Genomic DNA, 24,336 nt, shown 5'->3' with positions numbered 1-24,336 from the left:
ATTATGCCCGGAAGTGGGCCTGTTTCACGTTAACCGTCAAGATGCATCATGCCATGCTGCCGCTCGGCTCAGGGCGCCGTGGCGGTACGCCGTCAAAGTCCCGTGTAATGCCACAGGAAGGCGTAGATGTCGGCGGACTCCTCGATCTTCTTGGCCACCGGTTTGCCGCCGCCGTGACCGGCCTTGGTATCGATGCGGATGATCACGGGTCGCGCATCGCCTTGCACCGCGGCCTGCATGGCGGCCGTGTACTTGAACGAATGTCCTGGCACCACGCGATCGTCGTGATCGCCGGTGGTGACGAGCACGGCCGGGTAGTCCGCGTCAGGGTTCACGTTGTGCACCGGTGAGATGGCACGCAAGGATGGGAACATCCCGGCATCGTCGCTGGAGCCGTAGTCGCTGACCCAGGCCCAGCCGATCGTGAATTTCTGGAAGCGCAGCATGTCCATCACGCCGACGGTCGGGACCGCTGCCGCGAACAGGCCGGGCGCCTGGTTGACGCAGGCGCCGATCAGCAGGCCGCCATTGGAACGGCCGTTGATGCCGAGCTGGCGTGGCGTGGTCCAGCGCTGCGCCACCAGATAGCGACCCGCCGCGATGAAGTCATCGAACACGTTCTGCTTGTTCTGCAGCGTGCCGGCGCGGTGCCAGGCTTCGCCATACTCGCCGCCGCCGCGCAGGTTCGCCAGTGCGAAGATGCCGCCGCGTTCCATCCAGACCAGACGTTCAACCTGGAACGACGGTGTCTGCGCGAGATCGAATCCACCGTAAGCATAGAGATAGGTTCTGTGCGTCTGCTCGCGTGACAGTCCTTTGCGGTGGCTGATGAACATCGGCACACGGGTACCATCGGCGGAGCGGTAGAACACCTGCTCGGTTACGTAATCATCGGGGTCATAGGCAAGCTGCGGTGCAAAAAACACCGAACCTTGCCCGCGATCGAGGTCGTAGGCGTACTGGGTGGTCGGTTGCAGGAACGACTCGAAGCCGTAGTACAGCGTGGACTGACCGGCTTCGCCTTCGACTTCGGTGACCGAGCCCAGGCCCGGCAGTCCGATCTCACCGAGCGCCTCGCCATCGAGCCCATAGCGGCGCAGCCGATGCGTTGCGTCGTGCATCGCCAGCACGATCAGTTCGTCACCGGCCCGCGTCACGGTGTCGATGGTGTCCGGGCCTTCGGGGATGACGACCTCGGCGGTGGCGTTCTTCAGAGGCTCGAAGGCGATCACGCGCTTGTGCTCGGCGCCGTCATTGCTCAGCACGAACAGCCGCGAATCCTGACTGCCGATCAGCAGGAAATCGGCGCGGAACTCGTCGACCAGCCCGATCAAGGGTCCGTCGAACACCGGCGCATCCGGCGTCTGCAGGTCCTTGGCATACAGCAGGTTCTGGCTGGTGCCCTCCCAGACCGAAACCACCAGCCAGCGACCATCGGCGGTGACCTCGCCGGCAAAGCCGAGCCTCGGCTGCTCGGGGCGTTCATAGATCAAGCGGTCCCTGGCCTGGTCCTCGCCCAGGACGTGGTAGTAGAGCTTCTGGTTGGCGAGGTCGTCGAAGGTGCCGGGATCGGCGCCGGCCGGTGGTGCCGGATAGCGCGAATAGAACACGCCGGCGCTGTCATGCGTCCACGACACCTCGGAGAACTTCATGCGCTTGAGCGTGTCTGTACGATCCTCACCGCTGGCGATGTCGCGGAAGCGGAACTCCAGCCAGTCGGAACCGGATCGTTGCAGACCATAGGCCAGCCAGCGTCCATCCGGAGACACCACGGTTCCGGCCAAGGCGACCGTGCCGTCGGTCGACAGCGTGTTCGGATCGAGCAGCACGCGCGGTGTGGCGCCGATCGGACTCTCGACGTAGAGCACGGATTGGTTCTGCAGGCCGTCATTCCTGAGATAGAAGCGCTTGCCCGCGCGCGTGAACGGCGTACCGCTGCGTTCGTAGTTCCACAATTCGGTCATGCGCTTTTCGAACGCCGGCCGCTCCGGAAGCTTCGCCAGCAAGGGTTTTGAAATGGCGTTCTCGGCCTCGATCCAGGCGCGCGTCTGCGGCGAGTCGACGTCTTCGAGCCAGCGATAGGGATCGGCGACGCGGGTACCGAAATAGTCGTCGACGACCGTGCCCTGCCGTGCGTTCGGGTAGTCGAAGCTCTGGGCCGTGCTCACGGCAGGTGCGGCCAGCATGAGGCCGACAAACAGGCAGGCGGTTCTGAACATGGGCTTCCCGGAATTGTGGCTTTGGCGCAATGGCCATGAACCCGGGAAGTGTCGCTCTGGAAGCGCCGCGCGCGCAACGCGAAGCGGGACGGAGTCAGCCCCCGTCCCGCTTCGATACCGCTGTTTGCCGCTGGCGCCGGACTCGCCATGGAGATTCCGCCGTAGGTGGTGCCCATGGCCGTGCCGGAAGCCTGTGTGCCGTGACCGTTGCAGTCATCGGTGTTGACCGTGTCCGGCGTCGGGCAATTACGCCCAGCAGCAGACACAGCAGCCCCCCCGGTGCTGTTGGCCGCGAAGTTGCGGCCGCTGGCGATGCGGCCGGCGAAATCGACATGCGAGGCGTCGAGACCTGTGTCGATCACATAGACGTTCACCCCCAAACCCGCACTGGCATAGCTGTAGGTGTCGTCCAGCGGTAGCGTGGGCTGATCGCACTGCGCGATCCGAACGCCGTGCCGCTGGCGCAGCGCAATGCGGTCAAGATGCCTGATCGCCGACGAGAACGCCGACCGTATCGCGCTCTACAGACAGATCGCGCAAGCCAACGGCCAGCCGCAATGGGAGGCGCAGATTCGCCAGACCTTTGCCGAACGCTGGATCGCCGACGCACCCGATGGCTGGTGGCATCAGAACGACAGCGGCGCCTGGGTTCAGACAGCCGCCTGCGGCAGCGTTCCGTACACTGCTGCGTCACGGCAATCCGCGCGGACTGCCGCGCGCCTTCGTCGACCGGATGTACGACGATTTCGACAAGCGCACGCGACGCGCGGTGCTGCGCCTGTATCGCGCCACCGGCGATCCTGCGCGCGTGTCGCATGGCATCGCCGCACAACTGGCGCCGCTGAAGCGACCGGCGCTGGTGGTGTGGGGTGCTCGCGATCCTTACATTCCCTTGGCACAGGCCGAACGTCAGCGCGAGGTCTTCGATGTCAGCGAGATGGTGGTGCTCGACGACAGCGGCCACTGGCCGTTCGTCGATCATCCGCAGGCCGTCAGCGATGCAGTCGTGCCGTTTCTGCGGGCCCGGGCCGGCATGGCACCGGCCACGGACGGCTGATCGATCCCGCTTTGTGGCGCCGCCGATTCGAACCGAATGCCGGGTGGGCACGCGCGGCATCCATGGTTTCGTTTACGGCCGCGTTACCAAGCACGATCCCCTGCTGATAGACGACGCGGATATCGAACAGCCCGGTCATCCTGAGTGCGTGACGCAGGTGCGGGAACAGAAAGTCAGGCCGACGCGCGGCCTGATTCTAGTGAACGCCTTCGGAACCGACGATGACGCAGACCGGACGATCAGCGCCAGGCGACCGAGCTTGCCGCCGGGTCCGACATCGAAGCTACGCCCCATTCACACCGCTATTTTCGAAGTCGGGCAGCGACCTCCGGCTGTTCTCTCCACGCGGCCCAGTTCACGTTGGTGCTCGCACGAAGCTCTACGCCATCCTGCGGCAGTATTCGATCCGCGAATAAAACCAAATTGCTGCAATCCCAGCGGACCGATGGCACCAGCAGGCTGTCACATTCAAGGAAGCACGCAGCCGCACCGATCTGCTGTGTGCGCTGGGGATCTCGAGACAGCAGGGCTTCTCTGTTGACGCCCAAGTGCTCCAGTGCGAATTCGGACGTCAGATCAAGCGTGCTTCGGGTTCTGACATTCAATTCGCAAATCAATTTGTCTGAGGACGAAAAGATCGGCGCTTTGGAGAGATGGTGGTACACCTCCGCCAGAGCACCGTTGTGCTCACAAGAGCAGTAGAGCACCTCCGGCCCCTCGATCGGCGCCCACCGGCCACCACCGCTGCCGAGCAGGGGATCTCGCGCCGTCCAGGACGCGCGCCAGACCGTCCGCCTGATTGCCTGTGTCCCGAGGGATTCGATTCGCTCAAGCAGCGCACGGTCGAACAGACGGCTCATAAATACGCCAGGGCACCCAGGCGTTCAATCGCAGCCAACACATCCTCGGTGCGATTTTCATTGATGAGTTCCATGGCTGACTTGCCATCGAGCAAGTCGTTTCGACCGTAAAGCCAAACGCGCACCTCGGCCGGGGTATAGAAGTCCCTCAAGCGGTTCGCAACATAGTGCAGGTCGGAGAGTATGAGTTGCGTGCGTGGCTGCGGAGATGCCTTGCCCGTCGTCCAACGGGAAACGGTCGCCTTGGAGACTTCGGTCACATTGGCGACGTCCATGCCGGACAGGCCGGCATAGTCACTGAGTTCCGTGAGCGTTTTGGCGACGGCATTCATTACTTGCCCCGGTTGAAAACAGAAGCTGGGCCGTCTTTGCTACGCAGCAGCGCGGCTCTACTGGTTGGATCCGACTGTCTATAGGTGTCCTGTTGATCCGAGCCGAACGAAATGACCGACATCCGTGCTAGGCGGACGGAGGTGTATGACGTTGCTGGACATGGGTGTGATACCAATGGATGCGTCACTCGAATTTACATAGTTGTTTCACTTAAAGCAACAAATGAAACCATTTCGCCAAATGGTTGCCTTCTCAGAAATCGATCTAACGGCCACGCCGCGAGCGGCACCCTGCAGAATGAGTCGCCTGCGGCAGGGTCGTTGCCCTCACCCACCGCTCTCCCGCAAGCGGGCGAGGGTAGGTCGGCACGCCGCGCGTGATTCACGTTAACGATCTCTTCATTCACGTATCCAATCAGACTTCGCGCCGCACCTGTGCGTGGCTGATCAGCGCGAAAATGAAGGCACCGCCGACGATGTTGCCGAGCAAGGTCGGCACACCGAATCGGAAAATGCCTTCGGCGGCCGAGATATTGCCGACGAACCCCAGATAAGCGATCTCGGTGGCACCGGCGATGATGTGCGTGAAGTTGGCCACGCCGATCAGATAGGTCATCACCGTGATGATGACGATCTTGGATTCGTGCACGGCGGGAATCAGCCATACCATCGTCGCGATCAACCAGCCCGCGACGATGCCCTTGGTGAACATCTGCGTGGCGGTGTTTTTCATGACTTCTTCACCCAGGCTGACGAAGGATGCGCGCACCGGATCGCCAAACAGATCGCCATAGGCCACGCCGGCGGCGAACAGCGTGACTCCGGCCAGGTTTCCGACCAGCACCACGCCCCACAAGCGCAGCAGTTTGAGCAGCTTGGCCTGTGTGGGCTGCCTCATCAGCGGCAATACGGCGGTCAGCGTGTTTTCGGTGAACAACTGCTGACGCGCGATGATCACCACCAGAAAGCCTACGCTGTACCCCAGATTCGAGATCAGGTGGTTGATGCCACCCGGTGGAAGGTAGGCATGCAGCACGCCCTTGGCGACCATCGAAAAGCCCATGGACAGACCGGCTGCGAGCGCCGACCACCACAGAGCCGAAACCACCCGCTTTAGCTCTTCCTCGCCCTGAGTGCGAATGGTTTCGTGCAACACCGCCGCCCGTGGCGGCAGGTTTGCGGTCACGTTGTCCTTTTCTTCTGCGGACAACTGCGATTCGGGGTCATCGAATCGGTGGGTTACCGGCTTGTCGTCGCTCATGATAGGCAGGTGGCAAAACGCGTCTGACAGTGTCAGCGCTGCCATGAACCCGGCCTGAAACCTTCCGCTGGCGCTGGAATCGGCGCACGCGAGACCGGACAATAGCGGGTTCCGTCTTGCACCCGCCTCTGTATTGATGCCGTCCCGCGCCGAGCTCTCCGACCGCCTGCGTTTGCTTGCGCCCCAGCTGATGGTGCGCGACGCTTCGCGCTTCGCGCAGTTGTTGCAGCGTGCCGGCCGCGGTCGGCGCATTGACGAGGCTGGGCTGGCTCGCGATCTCGAAGCAGCGCAGCGGCGCGCCGAAAACCGGCGCCGTCTGCTGCCACGACACATCCATTACCCGGAGGCGCTGCCGGTCACGCAGGCGCGCGAAGAACTGCTGAGCGCGATCCGCAAGCATTCCGTGCTGGTAGTCTGCGGCGAGACCGGTTCCGGCAAGTCCACACAGTTGCCCAAGCTGCTGCTCGAAGCCGGCTGCGGGCGACGCGGCCTGATCGGCCATACCCAGCCGCGGCGGCTGGCGGCGCGGGCGCTGGCCTCACGCATCGCGGAAGAACTGAAAGTGCCGGTGGGCGGGCTGGTCGGCTTCGAGACGCGCTTCGACAAGCGCGTGGGCGAGCACTCCCTGATCAAGCTGATGACGGACGGTATCCTGCTGGCGGAGCTGTCGCGCGACCGCTGGCTCGAAGCCTACGACGCCATCATCATCGACGAGGCCCACGAGCGCAGCCTCAACATCGATTTCCTGCTGGGCCGCCTGCGGCAGATTCAGCAGCGCCGTCCGGATTTGAAGATCCTCATCACCTCGGCCACGCTGGACCCGGAACGTCTGTCCGCGCATTTCGACGGCGCGCCGATTCTCACCGTGTCCGGCCGCAGCTTTCCGGTGGAGGTCCGCTATCGCGAGGCCGAGAAGGACGAGGATCTCGAAGACCAGGTCGCGCGCGGCATCGAATCGCTGTGGCGACCGCGACCGGACGGGGACATATTGGTGTTCCTGCCCGGCGAACGCGAAATCAAGGACTGCGCGCGGCTGCTGCCGAAGCGCTTCCCGCACGCGCAGGTCTTGCCGCTGTATTCACGCCTGCCGGCAGCGCAGCAGGACCGCGTGTTCTCCACCGGCGGGCCGCCGCGCATCGTGCTGGCCACCAACGTCGCCGAAACCTCGGTCACGGTGCCCGGCATCCGTTACGTCGTGGATACCGGCAGCGCGCGCGTCAACCGCTATTCCACGCGTCTGGGCGTGCAGCAACTACACATCGAGCCGATCAGCCAGGCCGCCTCGAATCAACGCGCCGGGCGCTGCGGCCGGGTCGGTCCCGGCATCTGTCTGCGGCTCTACGCCGAGCAAGACTTCGCCAAACGCGAGCGGTTCACCGACCCAGAAATCCTGCGTTCCAATCTGGCCGGCGTGATCCTGCAGATGCAGGCGCTGCGGCTCGGCGCGGTCGAGGATTTCCCGTGGATCGACGCGCCGGCCTCCAGACACGTGACCGAAGGCTATCGCCTGCTGCAACTGCTCGGCGCGATGGAAGGCGAGGCCGGCGAGCGGCGCATCACCCGGCAGGGCCAGGAATTGGCGCGGCTGCCGCTGGACCCGCGCATCGCGCGCATCGCCATCGCCGGCCGTGACACGCCGTGTCCGCGCGAAGTCGCGGTGCTGGCCGCTGCGCTGTCGGTGCAGGATCCGCATGAAGTGCCGCCGGACAGGCGCGAGGCCGCGCGCCAGAAACATGCCGAATGGCGGCATCTGCGCTCGGACTTTCTGACGCTGCTGCAACTGTGGCAGCGCTGGCGGCAGTGGCGCGAGGAACTGTCGAATCGCGATCTGCGGCACGCCTGCAGCACGCACTTCCTGTCGTTCACTCGCATGCTCGAATGGGACCAGGTGTTCCGCCAGGTGACGGATGCGCTCGGTGGCGATCTGCGGGAAACGCAGCTGATGCCGGAGGATCTGTATGCGCCGCTGCATCAGGCGCTGCTGACCGGGCTGATCGACCACATCGGCTACAAGCAGCCAGCACAGCGCCTGCGCAGCGGCAGGCTCGAGGCCGGCGAATATCTGGGTCCGCGCGGCCGCAAGTTCCGCCTCTTTCCGGGCTCCGGCATCGCCAAGAAGGCGCCGGCCTGGGTGATGAGCGCGCAACTGGTGCAGACCTCGCAACTGTTCGCACGGACCAATGCCGCGATCGAAATCGAATGGCTGGAAGCCGTCGGCACCCATCTGCTCAAGCGCAGGTATCAGCACCCGGAATGGAACGCGCAGCGCGGCGAGGTCACGGCCACCGAATACGGCAGCCTGCTCGGCTTGCCGCTGTACAAGCGTGTGCGGCACTACGGTTCGATCGAGCCGGCCGAAGCGCGCGGCATCTTCATACTCGAAGCCCTGGTGCGCGGCAATCTGCCGAACAAGCCGCAGTTCCTGAAACAGAACTTGGCCTTGATCGAATCGCTGCGCGAACAGGAAATCCGTCTGCGCCGGCCGGACCTGCTGGCCGACGAGGACCAGTGGTTCGCGTTCTACGACGCGTGCATTCCGGCGGACATGAACACCGTCGCCGCGCTCAGGAAATGGCTGCATCGCAGCGGCATCGAAAGCCGTCAGGGCGGCGTCGAACGCCACACGCTGTTGATGGAAGAAGCCGATGTGCTGCGACGCGGCGCGAGCACCGACGTCAAGGCCTTGTTCCCGGACCATCTCGAACTCGGCGAACTGAGCCTGCGCCTGAGCTACCGCCACGATCCCGGATCGGACGCCGACGGCGTGGTCATCCAGCTGCCGCTGGCGCTGCTGCATCGGCTCGACGCGCAGCCCTTCGACTGGCTGGTGCCGGGCCTGCGTCCGGCGCTGTTCGAAGGCCTGCTGCGTTCGCTGCCGAATTCCCTGCGGCGCCACTGCACGCCGGCCGCCGAGTACGGCCGCGCGCTGGCTGAAAGCCTGTCGCCGGCCGACGGCGCGCTGCTGCCGGCACTGTGCACGCGTTTCAAGACCATGACCGGCTTCGAACTCAAGCCCGAAGATTTCGAGCCGGACAAGCTCGAAGCCCATCTGCGGCCGTGGTTCCTGGTCGAGGACGAACGCGGCCGCAAGCTTGCCGAAGGCGCAAGCCTGGAGGTTCTGCAGCACGGCAAACGCGAGGCCGCGCGCGAGGCGCTCAACCGCGCGGCCGGCCCGAATCCCTGGGTGCGCGACAAGGTCGAACACTGGGATTTCGGCGACCTGCCGGACGAGGCCCATTCCAACACCGATACCGACACCGGCGCGCGCGGAATTCCGGCGCTGGCCCTGGATCAGGGCCAACTGCGTCTGCGCCTGTTCGAATCCCGCGATGCGGCCGAAGCCGCGCATCGCGTCGGCGTACGCGCCTTGCTGATGACCCGCATCGCCGACCGCGTGCGCGACCTGCGCAAGAGCGCGCAGCGCGCCTTCGGCCTGTCGCTGGTCGGCACCGAACTGCGGCCGGACACGTTGGCCGAGGATCTGGCGGCGCGGCTGGTCGACGAGGTGCTGTTGGACGGCAACGTGCCGCGCACCCAGGCCGGGTTTCAGGCGGCCTTCGAGCGCCGCGGCCAGTTTTCACAGACGGCCTATCGCAGCCTCGACGAAATCAAGGACTGGCTGGCGCAGGCCTCGGTGCTGCGCATCCGTATCGGCAGACTCGAATCCACTTGGCCGGATGCCGGACGCGACATGCGCCAGCAGATCGAAAGCTTGCTGGCGCCGGGTTTTGCACGCGAAATCCCGGGCGAGGCCTGGCCGCGGATTCCGGTCTACCTCAAGGCGCTGTCGCTGCGCCTGGACCGCATCGCCAACAAGCCGCAGCGCGATCAGGAACTGAACGCGAAGGTCTGGCCGCTGGCGCAGGCGCTGCCATCGGCCTGGCATCCGGCGCGTTGGCTGCTGGAGGAATGGCGCGTGCTGCTGTTCGCGCAGGAACTCAAGGCGATCGGCGGGCCGAATGCCGCCAAGCTTGTTGCCGCACTGAAACAGTGATGTACACTGCTTTCGTGCACACATTTCTCGTGATTCACCATGAAGAACATTACCCTCAGCGCTCAGGACGACTTGATTGAAGCCGCGCGGTCCAAGGCCCGGGCCGAACACAGCACGCTGAACGAGAAGTTTCGTGCCTGGCTGGTGGAATACACCGAACGCGAAAACCGGACGCAGCGCTATGAGGAGGTCATGGCGCAGCTGCGCGGGCAGGTTCGTCTTGGCCGAAAATTGAGCCGGGACGAGCTCAATGAGCGTTGATTTTCTCGACACCAACATCCTGCTCTACCATCTCGACGACAGCGAACCACAAAAGCACCGGGTCGCGCGGCGTCTGGTCGAATCCGCCCTGGCCAAGGGCGATGCCTGCATCAGTTTTCAGGTGGTTCAGGAATGTCTGAATGCCGGTCTGCGCAAGGCCAGTATCCCGATGACGCCGGCGACTGCGCGCGACTATCTCGACGTGGTGCTGGCTCCGCTATGGCGGGTGATGCCCACTCCCGAACTTTATCGACGCGGGATCGACATCCAGGAACGGTATGGCTTCAACTTCTACGATGCCCTGATCGTCTCGGCCGCCATGCAGTCCGGTTGTCGCCGGCTCTACAGCGAAGACCTGCAACACGGACAGAAGCTGGATCGTCTGATTGTTCATAATCCCTTCCTGTAGTCCGCAACTGTCCTGGAACCATGCCCACCCCAGCCCCCAACGAACGCCTCATCGTCGCCCTCGACCTGCCCACCATCCCCGACGCCAAGGGGCTGGTCGCAGTAATCGGCGACGCGGCGGTGTTCTACAAGATCGGCCTGGAGCTGTTCATGCAGCCCGGCTTCTTCGAGTTTCTGGACTGGCTGCGTGCCGAACACAAGCGCGTGTTCGTGGACCTCAAGTTTTTCGACATCCCGGAAACCGTGGCGCGCGCAGTGCGCGGACTCGCCGAGCGCGGCGCCGACTTCTGCACGGTGCACGGCAACCAGTCGATCATGGAAGCCGCCGCTGGCGCCAAGGGGAATTCGTCGATCAAGGTGCTCGGGGTCACGGCGCTGACCTCGCTCGACCAGGGCGATCTCGACGACCTGGGCTTCGAATGCGACATCCCGGCGCTGGTGCTGTCGCGCGCACGCCGCGCGCTGGCGGCCGGTTGCGACGGCGTGGTGTCCTCGGGCCTGGAGGTGGCAAAGCTCAAGGCCGAGATCGGCGACAAACTGATCTGCGTGACGCCCGGCATCCGGCCGGTCGAAAACCGCGTGGAAGCCGACCAGAAGCGCATCATGACGCCGGCCGACGCGATCCGCGCCGGAGCCGATTATCTCGTCGTCGGCCGACCGATCCGCGATGCGGCCGATCCGCGCGCCATGGCGCAGGCGATACAGCACGAAATCGCGTCGGCGCTATGATGCCCGGCTACGCCCCTTGACTCTCGTTCCTGGACAACCGGATGTCTGAGCTGAAAAACGACCGATTCCTGCGCGCGCTGCGCCGCGAACCCGTGGACCGCACGCCGGTATGGATGATGCGCCAGGCCGGGCGCTATCTCCCAGAATACCGTGCATCGCGCGCGCGAGCCGGCGATTTCCTGAGGCTGTGCAAGACGCCGGAGCTGGCCTGCGAAGTCACGCTGCAACCACTGGACCGCTACCCGCTGGACGCGGCGATCCTGTTTTCCGACATCCTCACGATTCCGGACGCGATGGGTCTGGGCCTGTACTTCGCTGAAGGCGAAGGCCCGAAGTTCGAACGGCCATTGCGCAGTGCGGCAGCCATCGAGGCACTGCCACTACCGGACCCGGAAACCGAGCTGCGCTACGTGATGGACGGCGTGCGCACGATTCGCGGCGCGCTCAACGGTCGCGTGCCGCTGATCGGCTTTTCCGGCAGCCCGTGGACGCTGGCGACCTACATGGTCGAGGGCCGTGGCGGACATGACTTCGCGATCATCAAGCGCATGGCGTTCGAGGAACCCGAGGCGCTGCAGATGCTGGTCGACAAGCTTGCCGAGTCGGTCACGCAATACCTCGCCGCGCAGGCCAGGGCCGGTGCGCAGGCGCTGATGGTCTTCGACACCTGGGGCGGCGTGCTGTCACCTGCCTTGTATCAGCGCTTCTCGCTGGCACCCATGGCGAAGATCGTCGCGCGCGTCCAGGCGCTTGCGCCGGACGTACCGGTGATTCTGTTCACCAAGAATGGCGGTCAACATCTGGAAGCGATGGCGGATACCGGTTGCACCGCGCTTGGCGTGGACTGGACCACCGATCTGTCGGTTGCGCGCGCACGCGTCGGCGAGCGCGTGGCGATCCAGGGTAACCTGGACCCGTGCGCGCTGTTTGCGCCGCCGTCCGTGATCCGTGCCGAGGTGGCGCGCGTGCTTGAAAGTTTCGGCCACGGTTCCGGCCACGTCTTCAACCTCGGTCACGGCATTCTGCAGGGCGTACCGCCCGATCACGCCGGCGCCATGATCGAAGCCGTGCAAGAACTCAGCCCCGCGTATCACCTGCGCCCCGGACGGGCCTCATGATTTCCCTGTTTCTGCCACGCTCACTGGTCTCGGTGCTGGGCTTCATCGGGCTGTGTGTGCTGATCACGGTGGCTTTCAGCCTGATGATTCCGTTCATCCTGTTGAAGCTGCTGGTGCCGGTTCCGGCCTGGCGCAGCCTGTGTGCCGGAATCCTGATCGCGATCGCCAATGCCTGGGTCGGCGCCAACGGAATCTTCCTGCGTACCCTCTATCCGATCAATTGGCGCGTCGAGATCAATGGAACACTGGACCCGAAACGCAGCTGGCTGCTGATCTGCAATCACCAGTCCTGGGTCGATATCGTCTTGTTGTTCGATGTGTTGCATGGCCGCGCGCCGTTCCCGCGCTTCTTCCTCAAGGACCAGCTCAAGTACGTGCCGATCATCGGCCAGGCCTGCTGGGCGCTGGATTTCCCGTTCATGAAGCGGCACACCAAGGAATCACTGAAGAAGAATCCGGCGCTGCGCGACCAGGATCTGGAAACCACGCGGCGCATGTGCGCGAAGTATCGCGAACGCCCGGCTACGGTCGTGAACTTCCTCGAAGGCACCCGATTTACCGAAGCCAAGCGCGTCTCGCGCGGCTCACCGTACCGGCATCTGCTGCGGCCGAAATCGGCCGGCATGTCGTTCGCGCTCAACGCGATGGGGGATCAGTTCGCCGGCATCATCGATGTGAGCATCGCCTACCAACCGAGCCGGCACTCGTTGGTCGGCGGGTTCCTGCGCGGCGAACAGAATGATTTGGTAATCCACATTGATGTGTTGCCGGTTCCGACCGAGCACCTCGGCGGCAACTATCAAGCTGATGCCGCGTTTCGCATGCGCTTCCAGCAGTGGGTCAATACGCTGTGGACGCGCAAGGACAAACGGCTGGATACGCTGGCCGGAAGCGCTCACGGCGAGGCGCGGCCACATACCGTCTGAGCGCAGCGCCTCACTCCATGACTGCGGCTTCGAATTCGTCCGCATTGGGTTGATCGTGCTTCACGGGCTTCAATAGCAGCAGCAGCGGAATACCGAGCAGAACGCCGACCGCCATGTAGTGAAAATCGCCGAGCATGCCGATCATGGCGGCCTGCCGCTGCGCCTCCGCCTCGATCTGCAGCAGGCCGCTGAGACCCATCAGGCCGGTATCCCCATTCACGTAGCCGATCAGGGCCGGGTTGTACGGATTCACGTTCTCGACCAGCACCGAGTGCGCCATGCGCGTGCCGTAGGTCTGGTAGGCGAACGCAAGCGCGATGCCCACGCTGCTGCCGACATTGCGCAGCAGGGCATACAGCGAGGTTCCGTCGCTGCGATAGGCGTGTGGCAGGGTCGAGAAACTCAAGGTCGACAGCGGCACGAACACGAAACCGATCCCCAGGCCCTGAACGAATCCGCTCCAGACGATATGGCTGCTCGGCACATCCAGACTGAACGTGGACATCCAGTACAAGGCATAGGCCAGCAGCAACATTCCGACAAGGATCGGCAGGCGCGCATCGACGCGCCGCAGGATGCGGCCGGAAATCTGCATGGCGATCATCGTGCCGATGCCGCGCGGCGCCATGACCAGGCCGGCCGTCACCACCGGGTAGCCCTGCAGGTTCTGCAGGAACGGCGGCAGCAGGGCAAAGGTGGAGAACAACACGATGCCCATAATCGCGATGACCACCAGACCTCCGACCAGGTTTCGATCCCGAAACAGCTGCGGTGAGATGAAGGGTCGGTCCGTGGTCAGCGTATGCACGACAAACAGATAGAACGAGGCGATCGCCGTACAGCATTCGATCATGATCTCACTCGAATTGAACCAGTCCTGGCTCTGACCTCGGTCCAGCATCAACTGCAGGCTGCCGATGGCGATGCTCAGAAATGCGAAGCCCTTGAAGTCCATCGGCTCGGCGCGTCTCGGTTCCGATTTGGGCAGCGCGGCGCTGAGCGCCAGAAACGTGGCAATCCCGATCGGCACATTGATATAGAACACCCATCGCCAGCTGTAGTGCTCGGTCAACCAGCCGCCGAGGGCGGGGCCCAGAATCGGGCCGATCATCACGCCCACGCCCCAGGCCGCCATTGCCGAACCCTGCTGCTCGCGAGGGTAGCTGTCGAGCAGAGTGGTCTGCGACAGCGGCACCAGCGCGGCGCCGAATACGCCCTGCAGCAGACGGAACAGGACGAGCTCGCCGAGGTTTCCGGCGATGCCGCACAACATCGAGGCGATCGTGAAGCCCGAGATCGCGATCAGGAAGATTCGCTTCACGCCGAAGCGATTGGCGAGATAGCCCGTGGGCGTGGTCGCAATCGCCGAAGCGACGATGTACGAGGTCAGCACCCACGCGATCTGATCCTGGGACGCCGACAAGCTGCCTTGCATGTGCGGCAGCGCGACGTTGGCGATCGTGGTGTCGAGCGCCTGCATCATCGTGGCGGACAAGGTGCCGAAGGTCACCAGCAGGCGTGGTGAGCCGGCCACCGCCGGTGCGCCGCCGTGCGTCACCGCGCTCACGAGTGATCGGCGGCCAGCGATGCCTGTTGAGTCGCCTGCTCGCCGGCCTGGCTCAGCCCCAGGGCGCTGTAGATCGCTTTCACGCGGTCGGGAATTCCGGTGTCGATCGCGACCTCGGCGCTGAGGCCGGAGCGAAGTTCGGATTCGTGCTCATGGTGTTCGATCGCCAGTCGCACCGGCAGGCGCTGCACGACCTTGACCCAGTTGCCGGTAGCGTTCTGCGGCGGCAGTAGCGAAAACTCGGCCCCGGTGGCCTGCCCGATGCTCTGCACCGTGGCTGTCCACCGTTCGCCCGGATAGGCATCGATCTCGACCTCGACCTCGGCGCCAGGGCGAATCCCCGCGAGCTGGTCCTCCTTGAAGTTGGCCTCGATCCAGGTGTCCTGATCGGCAACGACACTGATCATCGGCAAGCCCGGCGTCGCGTACTGGCCGATTTCCGGAACCTTGGAGGCGACGCCATTGATCGGCGCCTGCACCGAACAGCGCTGCAAATTCAATTGCGCCTGCTCCAGCGCAGCCTGTGCCGCCATCACCGCAGGATGTCGCTCCAGCGGCTGGTCAAGCTTGCCCCCAAGTTGCACCAGGGTCTCGTCACCTTCGCTTTGCAGCTTGTTGACCGTATTTCGTGCCACATCGAGATCGTGCTGCGCCTGATCGAGCGCGGACTTGGACACCGCATCGCGCTCGTGAAGGTTCTTGACGCGCCTCAGCTGGATTTCGGCGAAGCGCAGGTCATCGCGTGCCGCCGCCAGACCGGACTGCTTTTGCGCATATGCCGCCTTGAGCGATCCGACCTGCATGCGCGACTGCTCGAGTCGGGCCTGGGCATCGTGCAGCGCCACTTCATAAGGTCGCGGATCAATCCGCAGCAGAAGATCGCCGGCCCTCACGCGCTGATTCTCGCGCACCTTGACGGACATGATCTTGCCACTGACCTCGGCGCCCACATCGACCATGTTGGCCTTCACATAGGCGTTGTCGGTGCTGACGTAGCGGCCCCCGACAAACCACAGATAGACGCCGGCAATCGCCACGAGAACGGGTACCACCAGGAACAGAGCGCGGCGCATTCGCTGCCGCTGCAAGGTTCGGGAAGAATCGAGAACTGGGGTTTCAGGGGCGTTCATGCTTGTTTCTTGTTCGGGATTTGCGCGGGGGGCACGCAGGAAGAGGACGGGCTTTCGCCAATGAGGTTGCACTTGATCCGCAGCAGCAGGGACTCAAGCTGGCTACGCTCCGAATTTTTCAGCCCGGCCAGCGCCGCTTCGCGGACCTGGTTTGCGACCTCATTGAGTTCAAGCAGCAGCGGCTCGGCCGATTCGGTGAGATGCAGGCTGACTGCGCGACGATCGCTCGCATGCGGCGCGCGCCGCACCCAGCCCGCCTTGACCAGGCGGTCCACGATCTGGGTCACGGTCACCGGATGCACTTCGAGAATTTCGGCCAGCGTGGCCTGGTTGATGCCGGGCGACTTCGAGAGGCTGATCAGCACGCGCCACTGCGGCTGGGTCAAACCCAGGTGCTGGGCGCGTCGCCTGAAATCACCACGTATCAGCCGCGCCACCTCCGACAGCGTCGAAGCGGCACCAAGGTTGGCAATCGGTCTGCTCATGACGCCATCCTACGATATAGTAAGTATATTAATAAATAGTGTACTTACTATTTATGCGAGAAAGTGCCCACGCCCCATGACATCCATGACATCCATGACCGATGCCGGCTACCGCGTCGTGTCGCGCGCCAGGCATGTACGGATCAACTGCTGCTGCGCTGCATACAGCGAGCGCTGCGATCCACCGCAACGCGCCATCGCCGCCCTGCTGAAAGGCTGAGCGGCCGCCGCCAGCGCTAGTCGAAGCTGCCGTCGGCGGCGCTGCCGCTGTCCCGAGCGATGCGAACCACCTTCTGCCGTTCACGCCGCGGTATCTCGGCGAATACCTCGTGCAGGCGTTCGAGGGTGACGGGCTTGGCGATATGTTCGTCGAAACCGGCATCGGTCGCCGCCTTGCGATCGTCGGGTGAGGCGTAACCGGTCACCGCCACCAGATAGGTCCGGTCCAGCCGACTGTTTTCGCGCAGGCGGCGCGCGACCTCATGGCCGTCCATGCTGCCGGGCAGACCGATATCGCACAGCACCACATCCGGCGGCTCCGCCGTTGCACGGCCAAGCCCGTCGCTGGCCGAGGTGCAGACCTCCACCACGTGGTCCTGCAGGCGCAAGACATGCGCGAGCATGGTTCCGGCATCGACGTTGTCGTCGATCACCAGGATCCGCAGCGGTCCGTCCGAGCTTGCGACCGGCGCCACCGTCCCCGTGGAGATCGATTTCACCGGCAGGCGCAGCACGAACCTGGAGCCACGCCCCTGACCGTCGCTGAAGGCGGTGACCGTACCGCCGTGCAATTCGACCAGGGATTTGACCAGCGACAGACCGAGGCCGAGCCCGCCGTTCGGCCTGAGGCCGGACAGGCTGCCCTGCATGAACGGATGGAACAGGTTCGGCAACAGGTTCGGCTCGATGCCGATGCCGTTGTCGGCGACCGTGACCTCGACATGGCTGGCATCGGGTTCGGCACGAACACTGAGCGTGATGCGACCCCCGTCGTCGGTGAACTTGATGGCATTGCCGATCAGGTTGCCCAGAATCTGGGCGATACGCACACGATCGCCGTCGATCAGAATCTGGCCGTCGGGCACGTCCACATCGAGGCTCAGCTCGGCGGCCTGTACCGCGAGGCGCGAATCCTCGACGCAGCTTTGCACGACATCGAGCAGATCGATGTCCTCGCGCTGGATGCGGATCTTTCCTTCGGAAATTCGGGTGATGTCGAGCAGATCTTCCACCAGCCGCGTCAGGTGGGTGGTCTGGCGAGCGATCACGTCCAGTGCCTGAACGGCCGACTCGCTGCCCGGCGCCGCGCGCCCGAGAATGAACAGGCTGCTGGTGATCGGTGCCAGCGGATTGCGCAGTTCGTGCGCCAGCAGACCAAGGAAGTCGTTCTTGCGCCGGTCGGCCTCGGCCAGCATTTCACGCTGTTCACGCAGCTTCGCGCTGTATTCCTCGAGGCTGGTGTTCTGCGCGCTGAGACGGTCGGCGTGCTCGCGCAGATTGTCGTTGCTTTCGCGAATCTCGGCCTGCTGGGCCTGCAATTCCTCGGTCTGCGTTTGAATCTCCTCGTTCTGCGCCTGGATTTCCTCGTTCTGGGCCTGCAGTTCCTCGTTCTGCGCCTGGATTTCCTCGGTCTGGGCCAGCAGCTCCTCGTTCTGCGCCTGAATTTCGTCCTTGCGCTCGCGCACTTCGTCCAGCAAGGATTGAATGCGCTCGAAGGCCAGCGCATTCTGCAGCCCGTTGCCAAGCTGGCGCGCCGAGGCCTCGAAGAAGCCGATCAGTTCATCGTCGAGCGGCCGCAGGCTGGCGACGATGATCACCGCCATCAGCCGATCATGCGAAATCACCGGAATTGCCGCGATCGCCCTGGGCGCGGCTTCGTTGAAGCCGAAATCAATCCGGAAATGCGTATCCGTCGGAATGTCGTTGACCAGCACGGTGCGCCGCTCGCGCACGGCCTGTCCTGGTATGCCGACCTGCAGAGGCAGCGAGCCCGGCGTGCTGGACGCCTGGCTCGCGATAGGCTGCAATTCTTCGGCAGCCTCGTCGACCATGTAGACGATGCCCAGCTGGGCCTTGCTGTGCTCAACCACGCCACGCAGCACCAGCTCTGCAAGCTTGTCCTTCTTCAGCGAACGCCCGCTCGCGGCGGCGATGCGGCCGTCCGCCTGCAGACGCTGTTCACGCCGCTCCAGCGCCCAGGCCGCCGCGCCGACCGCCGCGGAAAGCTGTACCAGCTCGTCGCGGGCGGTGCGGGCGCGGTCGTCATCGTCCGTATGCAGTGCCAAGGCGCTTTTCCACTTGCCCTGACGCAGGTCGCCAGCCGCCTTGAGCAGACCCACCACCGGCGTGCGGATCGAACGCAACATCAGCCAGGCAAAGCCCAGGAATGAGAGCATCGCCAACAGGCCGGCGCCGACGAAGGTTCGCGCGACCAGATCGCGGGCCTGCGCCAGTTCGAGCTGCGCGGCATCGAAGCGGCCGCGCTGAAGGTCCGCGAAGTCATGCACCACCGCCAGAGCGCGTTCTCGGATCGAGGTGGCGCTACTTTCCTGACGTTCGATACTGGCGTCGGACCCATCCGCCGTGGAACCGAGTTCCGCGGCTTCCCGTAGAAAGCGCTCCGCCAGCGGGCGCAATTCGTCGAACTGCGCCTTGCTCTGCTCGTCCATCGGCAAGGCTTCGAACTTGGCGAGCGTCGCCGTCGCCATGTCCACGCGATCCTCGAAAGCATCGATCTGCCCGTCTTCGGGGGACATCAGCCAGGTGCGCGCCGCGATATCGACGTACAGGAGGTTGTTTTCAAGGACGCGTGCGGCGTCGCTGAGCGGCCGAACCTCGTCGACCATCCGCGCCTGTACCCGATCCGATCTGCGCTGTGCGTCATAGATCGAAGCGCCGGCGGCGGCAAGAATCAGGAACAGACCGCCGCTGGCGATCCATAAACGCTGACCGATACTCAGGTCAACCAGATTTTTCATGACTTCTTCACGCAATGGGTTCTGCAGCGATTGCCTCGAACAGGCGCGACCGCTGGGGTAGGGGCGACAAGCTGCAGGCGACCGAAGGGGGTGGCCATTCGGCCTCGCCCAGACACAGGCAGCCACCATCCCGAAGTACGGCCCGCATTTGCAGCAGAGTTCGTTCCTGAACCTCGCGCTGCAGATAGATCAGGACATTCCGATAGCTGATCATGTGAAAGTCGGTGGTTCCGAGCGGCAGCGCCGTTCCGGTCACATCATGCACCTGAAAGTGTACCCGTCGGCGCAGCGCCGGCCGCACGCGCACATGGCGTTCGTCACCCGGCACGGGCTCAAGGCCGGTCCCGATCAGCGATTCTGGCAGTTCGCGCAGGGCATCCCGCAAATAAATACCGCGTCTCGCCGCGCGCAGCGCCGCCTCGTCGATATCGGTCGCCAGCACGGTGCCCGGAATTCCGGCAGCTTCCAACAGCAGCGCGAGCGTGTAGGGTTCCTCGCCGCGAGCACAGCCGACGCTCCAGATTCTCAATGGGCCACCGAAGCGCCGGTACAGACCCGGCAGCACCTCCTCCCGCAGCATGTCGAAGGTGTGGGCGTTGCGATAGAAATGACTCACCTTGACGGTAAGGCGGTCCAGCAGCTCCAAGGCTTCGGTTTCGACGCTCTTGAGATGAACCAGATAGTCGGTGAGCGTGTGTATGCCCACGGAGATCATCCGGTTGCGAATACGACGACGTATCGTCTGCGCGCGGTAGCTTGAAAAGTCGTAGCCGGTGCGCTCGCGCATCAAAGCCAGAATTCCGGCAATGACATCGGCTTCCGATACGGATTCGGCGGGCAAGGCCAGCATCCTGAATCTCCTGATCCGGCCGCCGTTGCGGGTACGCCGTATGGCGTTGTTCGGCCCCGATGGATGATCGCGAAAAGTATCGCGGAATTATCCCCCAGCTCCGGCTGAAGGCAAACCCGAAACGAGCCGGCCAATGGACGCAGCCACGACCGCCGACGCGCCAATCGATTGGCTGGGTCTGCGGGCGCAGCTCGGCACCGGACTGTGGCCGCATTCAAAAAATGGACGGGGCGGGCATTACCTGGGAACACCGAGCCCCCGAGACGTCGCTCATTCCTCGGGCGTCGAAGCCGTGGTATCGCACAACCCCTGCCCGATTCGATCCAGGGCACGGCTGTAGGCCGGTTCGACCTCTTCGTTCGCGGCCACGTTGAAGCCGATGTCCTTGAGCAGGCCATCGCGCAGTCCGTAGACCCAGGCGTGCACCGTCAGCGCCTGACCGCGCGCCCAGGCGTCGCGCACGATGGTCGTACGGCAGGCGTTGCGAGCGGCCTCCAGTGCGTTGTATTCGCACATGCGATCGACTTCTTCGGTCGTGGCCTGCACGCCTTTTATCTTGAGACCGTGCTTGTCGCTGATGTCCTGAATATGCCGCAGCCAGTTGTCGATCAGCCCGAAGCCCTGGCTTTCGAGCGCGGCGCGCACGCCGCCGCAACCATAGTGGCCCACCACCATGAGGTGCTCGACACGGAGCACGTCGACAGCGAACTGCATCACCGACAGGCAGTTGAGGTCGCTGTGCACCACGAGGTTGGCGACATTGCGGTGCACGAACAGCTCGCCCGGCAGCAGGCCGGTGATCTGGTTCGCCGGCACGCGTGAATCGGCACAGCCGATCCACAGATACTTCGGCGCCTGCAATTTCGAAAGGCGCTCGAAGAAGCCGGGGTCCTCGGATTTGACCCGGGTCGCCCAGGCCGCATTGCTGTCGAAGAGATTGGTGAGCTTGTGCATGAGGTGATTATTGCAGGCTTCATGCCGGCCCGCCGCCCCCGTCTGCTTCGTCGCCAACCGGCGCGCGCGGGTCCATCTCGGCGATCTGCGGGGTGGTGGCCTGAGTCGGCGCGAACGGCGCCTGCAAACTGGGCAGCAAGGCCGGCGTGGTCCGCAGCCGCAGTCCGACAAAGGCTGCGAACACGATCAGAACGACCGCCATGCCGTAATAAAGTCCGCCCGGCCCGAGCAGCGACATGGCCCCGGCGACGATCACCGGCCCGGTGCACTGGCCGATCCCCCAGAAACTCAGCAAGGCGGCGTTGGCGCCGACCAGATCGCGCCCCGGCAGCTGGTCGTGAGTCAGCGCCAACACCGACGGATAAAGACAGGCGAGCACGCCGGTGAACAGCATCGAGCTGAGAAACAGCGCGGCGATCGAGGCCTGCCCCAGGGCCGCGATGCCCAGCGAGGCGGCGGCGGCGACCAGTGCGATCAGCAGGATCATGCGTCGGCGGTCGAGCCGGTCGCCGAGCCGGCCCGCCGGATACTGCAACAGCATCGAGGCCAGCACCGCGCAGGCCATGTAGGCGGCGACCTGGCCGGTGCTGCCGCCGGTACGCGCCAAATGCACGGGCGCCAATGAATAGAAGGCGCTGGACGCGAAACCGCCGGCAAACGCACCGGCCACCCCCAGCGGCGCCACGCGCATCAGCAGCGACAGCGGCAGACGCCGGATTTCGGCCGGCGGCGGCGCCTGCAAACCGGTCAGGCAAAGCGGTACCGAGGCCAGCACCAGCAAGGCCGCCGCCAAGCTGTACGGTCGAAAATCGGCCGGGTCTCCGGCGGCCACCAGCAACTGGCCGCCAGCACCGGCCAGGTAATAGGTGACCATGTACACCGCCAGAAATCGGCCACGCGTTTGCGGCTTGGCATGGGCATTGACCCAGGATTCGAGCACCACCATCAGAATCGCGCCGCAGAACCCGTTGAGCGCACGCAGCAGGGCCCAGAACACGCCGTCGATTCCGATCGCATAGGCCAATCCGGCACAACCGGTGATCGCAGCCAGCGCCGAGAAGGCACGTATGTGCCCGGCGCGGCGGATCAATCGCGGCCCGAACCAGGTGCCAGCGACGAAGCCCACAGAATACTGCGTGAGAATCAGGCCGATCGTCGCCGCGCCATAGGCTTCGTGCGACAGGCGCAGGGCGACATTGGTGCCGAGCAGCATGTTGCCGGCGATGAACAGGGCCGCGGCCATGAAGACGGCGGCGGCGGAGGCGACCAGCGAGAGCATGGCGGTCAATCGATCAGGACTGGATTGCGGCGACCGGCGGCCGGCCGGTCAGGTCCACATAGTGTAGCGGAGGCCCGACTCGCAATCGGGCGATCGGCTCGCTTCAGCGCCGGTTGCCGGGCGATCGCGCGGGCGGCAACAGACGGCTGCAATCCTCGCCGGCGCCGCCAAGACGTCGATTCATGCAATCCATCAAAGGCTGCCGCTGCGGCCCGGGCAGTTCCCGCCAGGCATGGAAACGTTCGCGCAAAAGATCGCGTTGCTGCGGCGGCAGATTCCGGAATTCGCGCCAGCGGTCACGCAGCGCGTCGCGCTGGTCCGGCGACATTTCATTGAAGCGTTCGGCGTAGCGGCGCAGTTCGCGCTTTTCCTCATCGGGCATGGTCTTGAACCGCTCGAACTTCTTCTCCGCCTGCTCGCGCTCCTCCGAGGACATACGACTCCAGCGCTGCGCGCCTCGGGCGAGTCGCTGCTGGCGTTGTGGCGAAAAGTCGTCCCATTCGTCCTCGTAGCGTTCCAGCACTTCACGCTGTTGACTGTCCAGTTGCTCCCAGCTCAGCGGCGCCGGTTCGGGACGCGCCAGACACGGCTGGCTGATCAGACAGCCCAGCGACAGCAGTAGCCCCGCCAGCGAGCACCGCAGCGTTCGTGAACTCTTTTCATTCAGATTGCTGCTGCTGCCCTCAGACCTTGCCATCCAGATCTTCCAGCCAGATCACCAGATCGAGCTCTTCGTAGAGCTCGGCGGACATCGGCATGCTTTCTTCCTGGGCCAACCACTCCAGGGTTTCGGCGCTGGGCGCCGAGGCGCCACGCGATACAGCTTGCCACGGCGACCACAGCGTCAGCGCAAGTGCCGCCACGATCAGGCCTGGCAAGGCCAGCCAGCCACGGCGGTTCGATATCAGCGTGCCGCCGCCGACCAAGGCGAGTCCGCGCGCGAACAGGCCTTGTGGCACTGCATCGAGCGCACGACGGCGCGCAGCGGCCAGACGCACCGCCGTCATCGGATCGATCGCAGCCTCTTCGCGGTGTAGACGTTCACGCAGCGCCTGAACCAAGGCCTCGTCGTCCTGGATTTCGAACAATCTCGACTTTTCGTTCATGACCAAACCTCTGCCAACTGTCCGCGCAGCTTGGCCAGTGCGCGCGACAGATGCGTTTTCACACTGCCGTCGGAACAGCCCATGGTCTGCGCGGTCTGTTCCACCGACAACCCCTCCCAAACCCGCAGCGAGAACGCCTCACGCTGTCGCTGCGGCAAATCCTCCAAGGCCTCCCACAGCCGACGCATCGCCTCGTCCCGCATCAAGGCGTCGGCATCCGGTATCGGCGCCTGATCCGGCAGACGCTCGATCGGATCGCTGTCGTCCTCCGGGTCCGCGCTCGACGAGCCCCAGGCCAGCCAGCGATTCCGCACCTTGCGCCGCCGGCGCCAATCCTGAATCGCGTTCTCGAGGATGCGATGAAACAGGGCCGGCCATTCCTCGGGCGGCTTGTCGGCATAGCTCTTGGCCAGACGCATCATCGCGTCCTGCACGATGTCCAGGGCCTCGTCGCGGTCGCGCGTCGCGATATCCGCGATCCGGAAGGCGCGGCGCTCGACGGAGGCGAGAAACCGGTCGAGTGCACGCGTATCACGCATCGGCCGTGCCGGATTCAGACCCGCCAGCGGTACCGCAAGCGCTTGCTTGTTCATCGTCACCCATTCGCTCTATTGTGACCGTTCCCCGTCAAGAACGCCGGCCGGAACCTTGCGTTGACACGAAGCGGTGCGCGCGAATCCGATCAATTATGCACATCCACTGCCCGGTTCGGGAGATTGCCGGCTCGTCAAGTTCACTTATCAAACTGGCTGGAAACGTTTTCACAACCTATTGAATTAACAAAAATTTAAACCGTCATCGGACATTCATGCCGGATTCAGC

Annotated in this window: 23 protein-coding genes and 1 pseudogene; 9 read left to right on the top strand and 15 right to left on the bottom strand. The window is 64.2% G+C overall.

Features of this window, described 5'->3' with window-relative positions:
• Nucleotides 1-92: 92 nt before the first annotated feature.
• Complete coding sequence (locus RM530_RS16765; RefSeq protein ID WP_311366409.1) at nucleotides 93-2,219, bottom strand: prolyl oligopeptidase family serine peptidase; 2,127 nt, start codon at nucleotides 2,217-2,219, stop codon at nucleotides 93-95.
• On the bottom strand, nucleotides 2,165-2,593 hold the full coding sequence (locus tag RM530_RS16760; protein WP_311366408.1) for a S8 family serine peptidase: 429 nt from the start codon (nucleotides 2,591-2,593) through the stop codon (nucleotides 2,165-2,167). The genes RM530_RS16765 and RM530_RS16760 overlap by 55 nt, the downstream gene beginning before the upstream one ends.
• A 97-nt stretch (nucleotides 2,594-2,690) precedes the next feature.
• On the opposite strand from RM530_RS16760, the pseudogene RM530_RS16755 reads away from it, so the two are divergent.
• Nucleotides 2,691-2,813, top strand: a pseudogene (locus tag RM530_RS16755) (YdbL family probable chaperone protein); the annotation flags it as partial.
• 19 nt (nucleotides 2,814-2,832) lie between these two features.
• The gene (locus tag RM530_RS16750) at nucleotides 2,833-3,276 is read left to right on the top strand and encodes an alpha/beta fold hydrolase (protein ID WP_311366407.1); all 444 of its coding nucleotides are present in this window, start codon (nucleotides 2,833-2,835) and stop codon (nucleotides 3,274-3,276) included.
• Between the two features lie 302 nt (nucleotides 3,277-3,578).
• Here the strand turns inward: RM530_RS16750 and RM530_RS16745 are convergent, their stop codons facing one another.
• The 3 genes from RM530_RS16745 to RM530_RS16735 all read right to left on the bottom strand — a co-directional run bounded on the left by RM530_RS16745 (nucleotide 3,579) and on the right by RM530_RS16735 (nucleotide 5,729).
• Nucleotides 3,579-4,136 carry an RES family NAD+ phosphorylase gene (locus RM530_RS16745; protein WP_311366406.1) on the bottom strand — a complete coding sequence of 186 codons (558 nt, stop codon included), beginning with the start codon at nucleotides 4,134-4,136 and terminating at the stop codon, nucleotides 3,579-3,581.
• On the bottom strand, nucleotides 4,133-4,468 hold the full coding sequence (locus RM530_RS16740; protein ID WP_311366405.1) for a helix-turn-helix domain-containing protein: 336 nt from the start codon (nucleotides 4,466-4,468) through the stop codon (nucleotides 4,133-4,135). The genes RM530_RS16745 and RM530_RS16740 overlap by 4 nt, the downstream gene beginning before the upstream one ends.
• 415 nt (nucleotides 4,469-4,883) lie before the next feature.
• Nucleotides 4,884-5,729, bottom strand: coding sequence for a formate/nitrite transporter family protein (locus RM530_RS16735; protein WP_311366404.1), 846 nt, complete (start codon nucleotides 5,727-5,729; stop codon nucleotides 4,884-4,886).
• A 136-nt stretch (nucleotides 5,730-5,865) separates the two neighbouring features.
• On the opposite strand from RM530_RS16735, the gene hrpA reads away from it, so the two are divergent.
• From hrpA to yihG, 6 genes are read left to right on the top strand one after another with little or no spacing between them, the layout of a single operon-like run.
• Nucleotides 5,866-9,723, top strand: coding sequence for an ATP-dependent RNA helicase HrpA (gene hrpA / locus RM530_RS16730; protein WP_311366403.1), 3,858 nt, complete (start codon nucleotides 5,866-5,868; stop codon nucleotides 9,721-9,723).
• A 39-nt stretch (nucleotides 9,724-9,762) separates the two neighbouring features.
• Nucleotides 9,763-9,984, top strand: a complete 222-nt coding sequence (locus tag RM530_RS16725; protein ID WP_311366402.1) for a hypothetical protein — start codon at nucleotides 9,763-9,765, stop codon at nucleotides 9,982-9,984.
• On the top strand, nucleotides 9,974-10,393 hold the full coding sequence (locus RM530_RS16720) for a PIN domain-containing protein (protein ID WP_311366401.1): 420 nt from the start codon (nucleotides 9,974-9,976) through the stop codon (nucleotides 10,391-10,393). The genes RM530_RS16725 and RM530_RS16720 overlap by 11 nt, the downstream gene beginning before the upstream one ends.
• A 20-nt stretch (nucleotides 10,394-10,413) precedes the next feature.
• Entirely contained in the window at nucleotides 10,414-11,121 is a 708-nt protein-coding gene (gene pyrF, locus RM530_RS16715) for an orotidine-5'-phosphate decarboxylase (RefSeq protein ID WP_311366400.1), read from the top strand.
• A 41-nt stretch (nucleotides 11,122-11,162) separates the two neighbouring features.
• On the top strand, nucleotides 11,163-12,239 hold the full coding sequence (gene hemE / locus RM530_RS16710; protein ID WP_311366399.1) for a uroporphyrinogen decarboxylase: 1,077 nt from the start codon (nucleotides 11,163-11,165) through the stop codon (nucleotides 12,237-12,239).
• Complete coding sequence (yihG, locus tag RM530_RS16705) at nucleotides 12,236-13,165, top strand: 1-acylglycerol-3-phosphate O-acyltransferase, YihG family (RefSeq protein ID WP_311366398.1); 930 nt, start codon at nucleotides 12,236-12,238, stop codon at nucleotides 13,163-13,165. The genes hemE and yihG overlap by 4 nt, the downstream gene beginning before the upstream one ends.
• Nucleotides 13,166-13,175: 10 nt before the next feature.
• Here yihG and RM530_RS16700 read toward each other — a convergent pair whose 3' ends face one another.
• The 3 genes from RM530_RS16700 to RM530_RS16690 are packed head-to-tail and all read right to left on the bottom strand — an operon-like array spanning nucleotide 13,176 to nucleotide 16,347.
• Nucleotides 13,176-14,732 carry a DHA2 family efflux MFS transporter permease subunit gene (locus tag RM530_RS16700; RefSeq protein ID WP_311366397.1) on the bottom strand — a complete coding sequence of 519 codons (1,557 nt, stop codon included), beginning with the start codon at nucleotides 14,730-14,732 and terminating at the stop codon, nucleotides 13,176-13,178.
• Nucleotides 14,729-15,862 carry an HlyD family secretion protein gene (locus RM530_RS16695; protein WP_311366396.1) on the bottom strand — a complete coding sequence of 378 codons (1,134 nt, stop codon included), beginning with the start codon at nucleotides 15,860-15,862 and terminating at the stop codon, nucleotides 14,729-14,731. The genes RM530_RS16700 and RM530_RS16695 overlap by 4 nt, the downstream gene beginning before the upstream one ends.
• A complete protein-coding gene (locus tag RM530_RS16690) occupies nucleotides 15,859-16,347 on the bottom strand; it encodes a MarR family winged helix-turn-helix transcriptional regulator (RefSeq protein ID WP_311366395.1) in 489 nt (162 codons plus the stop codon). Before RM530_RS16690 ends, RM530_RS16695 begins: the two co-directional genes overlap by 4 nt.
• An 85-nt stretch (nucleotides 16,348-16,432) precedes the next feature.
• Here RM530_RS16690 and RM530_RS16685 point away from each other — a divergent pair, with 85 nt between their 5' ends.
• Nucleotides 16,433-16,567 (top strand): hypothetical protein, encoded by a 135-nt coding sequence (locus RM530_RS16685; protein WP_311366394.1) that lies wholly within the window; start codon nucleotides 16,433-16,435, stop codon nucleotides 16,565-16,567.
• A 16-nt stretch (nucleotides 16,568-16,583) separates the two neighbouring features.
• Here RM530_RS16685 and RM530_RS16680 read toward each other — a convergent pair whose 3' ends face one another.
• From RM530_RS16680 to RM530_RS16650, 7 genes are all read right to left on the bottom strand, one after another.
• Nucleotides 16,584-19,325 carry an ATP-binding protein gene (locus tag RM530_RS16680; RefSeq protein ID WP_311366393.1) on the bottom strand — a complete coding sequence of 914 codons (2,742 nt, stop codon included), beginning with the start codon at nucleotides 19,323-19,325 and terminating at the stop codon, nucleotides 16,584-16,586.
• 7 nt (nucleotides 19,326-19,332) lie between these two features.
• Nucleotides 19,333-20,175, bottom strand: a complete 843-nt coding sequence (locus RM530_RS16675; protein WP_311366392.1) for a CheR family methyltransferase — start codon at nucleotides 20,173-20,175, stop codon at nucleotides 19,333-19,335.
• Between the two features lie 270 nt (nucleotides 20,176-20,445).
• Nucleotides 20,446-21,129: a carbonate dehydratase gene (can, locus tag RM530_RS16670; RefSeq protein WP_311366391.1), complete on the bottom strand. Its 684-nt coding sequence runs from the start codon at nucleotides 21,127-21,129 to the stop codon at nucleotides 20,446-20,448.
• Nucleotides 21,130-21,148: 19 nt separating this feature from the next.
• Nucleotides 21,149-22,408, bottom strand: a complete 1,260-nt coding sequence (locus RM530_RS16665) for an MFS transporter (RefSeq protein WP_311366390.1) — start codon at nucleotides 22,406-22,408, stop codon at nucleotides 21,149-21,151.
• Nucleotides 22,409-22,511: 103 nt separating this feature from the next.
• The gene (locus RM530_RS16660) at nucleotides 22,512-23,105 is read right to left on the bottom strand and encodes a DUF3106 domain-containing protein (protein WP_311366389.1); all 594 of its coding nucleotides are present in this window, start codon (nucleotides 23,103-23,105) and stop codon (nucleotides 22,512-22,514) included.
• Complete coding sequence (locus RM530_RS16655) at nucleotides 23,092-23,514, bottom strand: DUF3619 family protein (protein WP_311366388.1); 423 nt, start codon at nucleotides 23,512-23,514, stop codon at nucleotides 23,092-23,094. Before RM530_RS16655 ends, RM530_RS16660 begins: the two co-directional genes overlap by 14 nt.
• A complete protein-coding gene (locus RM530_RS16650; protein WP_349256268.1) occupies nucleotides 23,511-24,053 on the bottom strand; it encodes an RNA polymerase sigma factor in 543 nt (180 codons plus the stop codon). Before RM530_RS16650 ends, RM530_RS16655 begins: the two co-directional genes overlap by 4 nt.
• Nucleotides 24,054-24,336: the final 283 nt, after the last annotated feature.

The sequence above is a fragment of the Banduia mediterranea genome (assembly GCF_031846245.1).
Classification (GTDB): Bacteria; Pseudomonadota; Gammaproteobacteria; order Nevskiales; family Nevskiaceae; genus Banduia; species Banduia mediterranea.
Note: the sequence above shows the minus strand (reverse complement) of the source record. Positions and strands in the feature narration are given on the sequence as shown.

Excerpts from the sequence above, each read along its gene's own strand:
- RM530_RS16735 (WP_311366404.1), bottom strand. The coding sequence starts at position 5,729 with ATGAGCGACGACAAGCCGGTAACCCACCGATTCGATGACCCCGAATCG.
- RM530_RS16765 (WP_311366409.1), bottom strand. The coding sequence starts at position 2,219 with ATGTTCAGAACCGCCTGCCTGTTTGTCGGCCTCATGCTGGCCGCACCT.
- RM530_RS16720 (WP_311366401.1), top strand. The coding sequence starts at position 9,974 with ATGAGCGTTGATTTTCTCGACACCAACATCCTGCTCTACCATCTCGAC.
- RM530_RS16680 (WP_311366393.1), bottom strand. The coding sequence starts at position 19,325 with ATGAAAAATCTGGTTGACCTGAGTATCGGTCAGCGTTTATGGATCGCC.
- RM530_RS16690 (WP_311366395.1), bottom strand. The coding sequence starts at position 16,347 with ATGAGCAGACCGATTGCCAACCTTGGTGCCGCTTCGACGCTGTCGGAG.
- yihG (WP_311366398.1), top strand. The coding sequence starts at position 12,236 with ATGATTTCCCTGTTTCTGCCACGCTCACTGGTCTCGGTGCTGGGCTTC.
- RM530_RS16665 (WP_311366390.1), bottom strand. The coding sequence starts at position 22,408 with ATGCTCTCGCTGGTCGCCTCCGCCGCCGCCGTCTTCATGGCCGCGGCC.
- RM530_RS16685 (WP_311366394.1), top strand. The coding sequence starts at position 16,433 with ATGACATCCATGACCGATGCCGGCTACCGCGTCGTGTCGCGCGCCAGG.
- RM530_RS16650 (WP_349256268.1), bottom strand. The coding sequence starts at position 24,053 with ATGCGTGATACGCGTGCACTCGACCGGTTTCTCGCCTCCGTCGAGCGC.
- RM530_RS16660 (WP_311366389.1), bottom strand. The coding sequence starts at position 23,105 with ATGGCAAGGTCTGAGGGCAGCAGCAGCAATCTGAATGAAAAGAGTTCA.
- RM530_RS16745 (WP_311366406.1), bottom strand. The coding sequence starts at position 4,136 with ATGAGCCGTCTGTTCGACCGTGCGCTGCTTGAGCGAATCGAATCCCTC.
- RM530_RS16725 (WP_311366402.1), top strand. The coding sequence starts at position 9,763 with ATGAAGAACATTACCCTCAGCGCTCAGGACGACTTGATTGAAGCCGCG.
- pyrF (WP_311366400.1), top strand. The coding sequence starts at position 10,414 with ATGCCCACCCCAGCCCCCAACGAACGCCTCATCGTCGCCCTCGACCTG.
- hrpA (WP_311366403.1), top strand. The coding sequence starts at position 5,866 with ATGCCGTCCCGCGCCGAGCTCTCCGACCGCCTGCGTTTGCTTGCGCCC.
- RM530_RS16655 (WP_311366388.1), bottom strand. The coding sequence starts at position 23,514 with ATGAACGAAAAGTCGAGATTGTTCGAAATCCAGGACGACGAGGCCTTG.
- hemE (WP_311366399.1), top strand. The coding sequence starts at position 11,163 with ATGTCTGAGCTGAAAAACGACCGATTCCTGCGCGCGCTGCGCCGCGAA.
- RM530_RS16695 (WP_311366396.1), bottom strand. The coding sequence starts at position 15,862 with ATGAACGCCCCTGAAACCCCAGTTCTCGATTCTTCCCGAACCTTGCAG.
- can (WP_311366391.1), bottom strand. The coding sequence starts at position 21,129 with ATGCACAAGCTCACCAATCTCTTCGACAGCAATGCGGCCTGGGCGACC.
- RM530_RS16740 (WP_311366405.1), bottom strand. The coding sequence starts at position 4,468 with ATGAATGCCGTCGCCAAAACGCTCACGGAACTCAGTGACTATGCCGGC.
- RM530_RS16675 (WP_311366392.1), bottom strand. The coding sequence starts at position 20,175 with ATGCTGGCCTTGCCCGCCGAATCCGTATCGGAAGCCGATGTCATTGCC.
- RM530_RS16750 (WP_311366407.1), top strand. The coding sequence starts at position 2,833 with ATGGCTGGTGGCATCAGAACGACAGCGGCGCCTGGGTTCAGACAGCCG.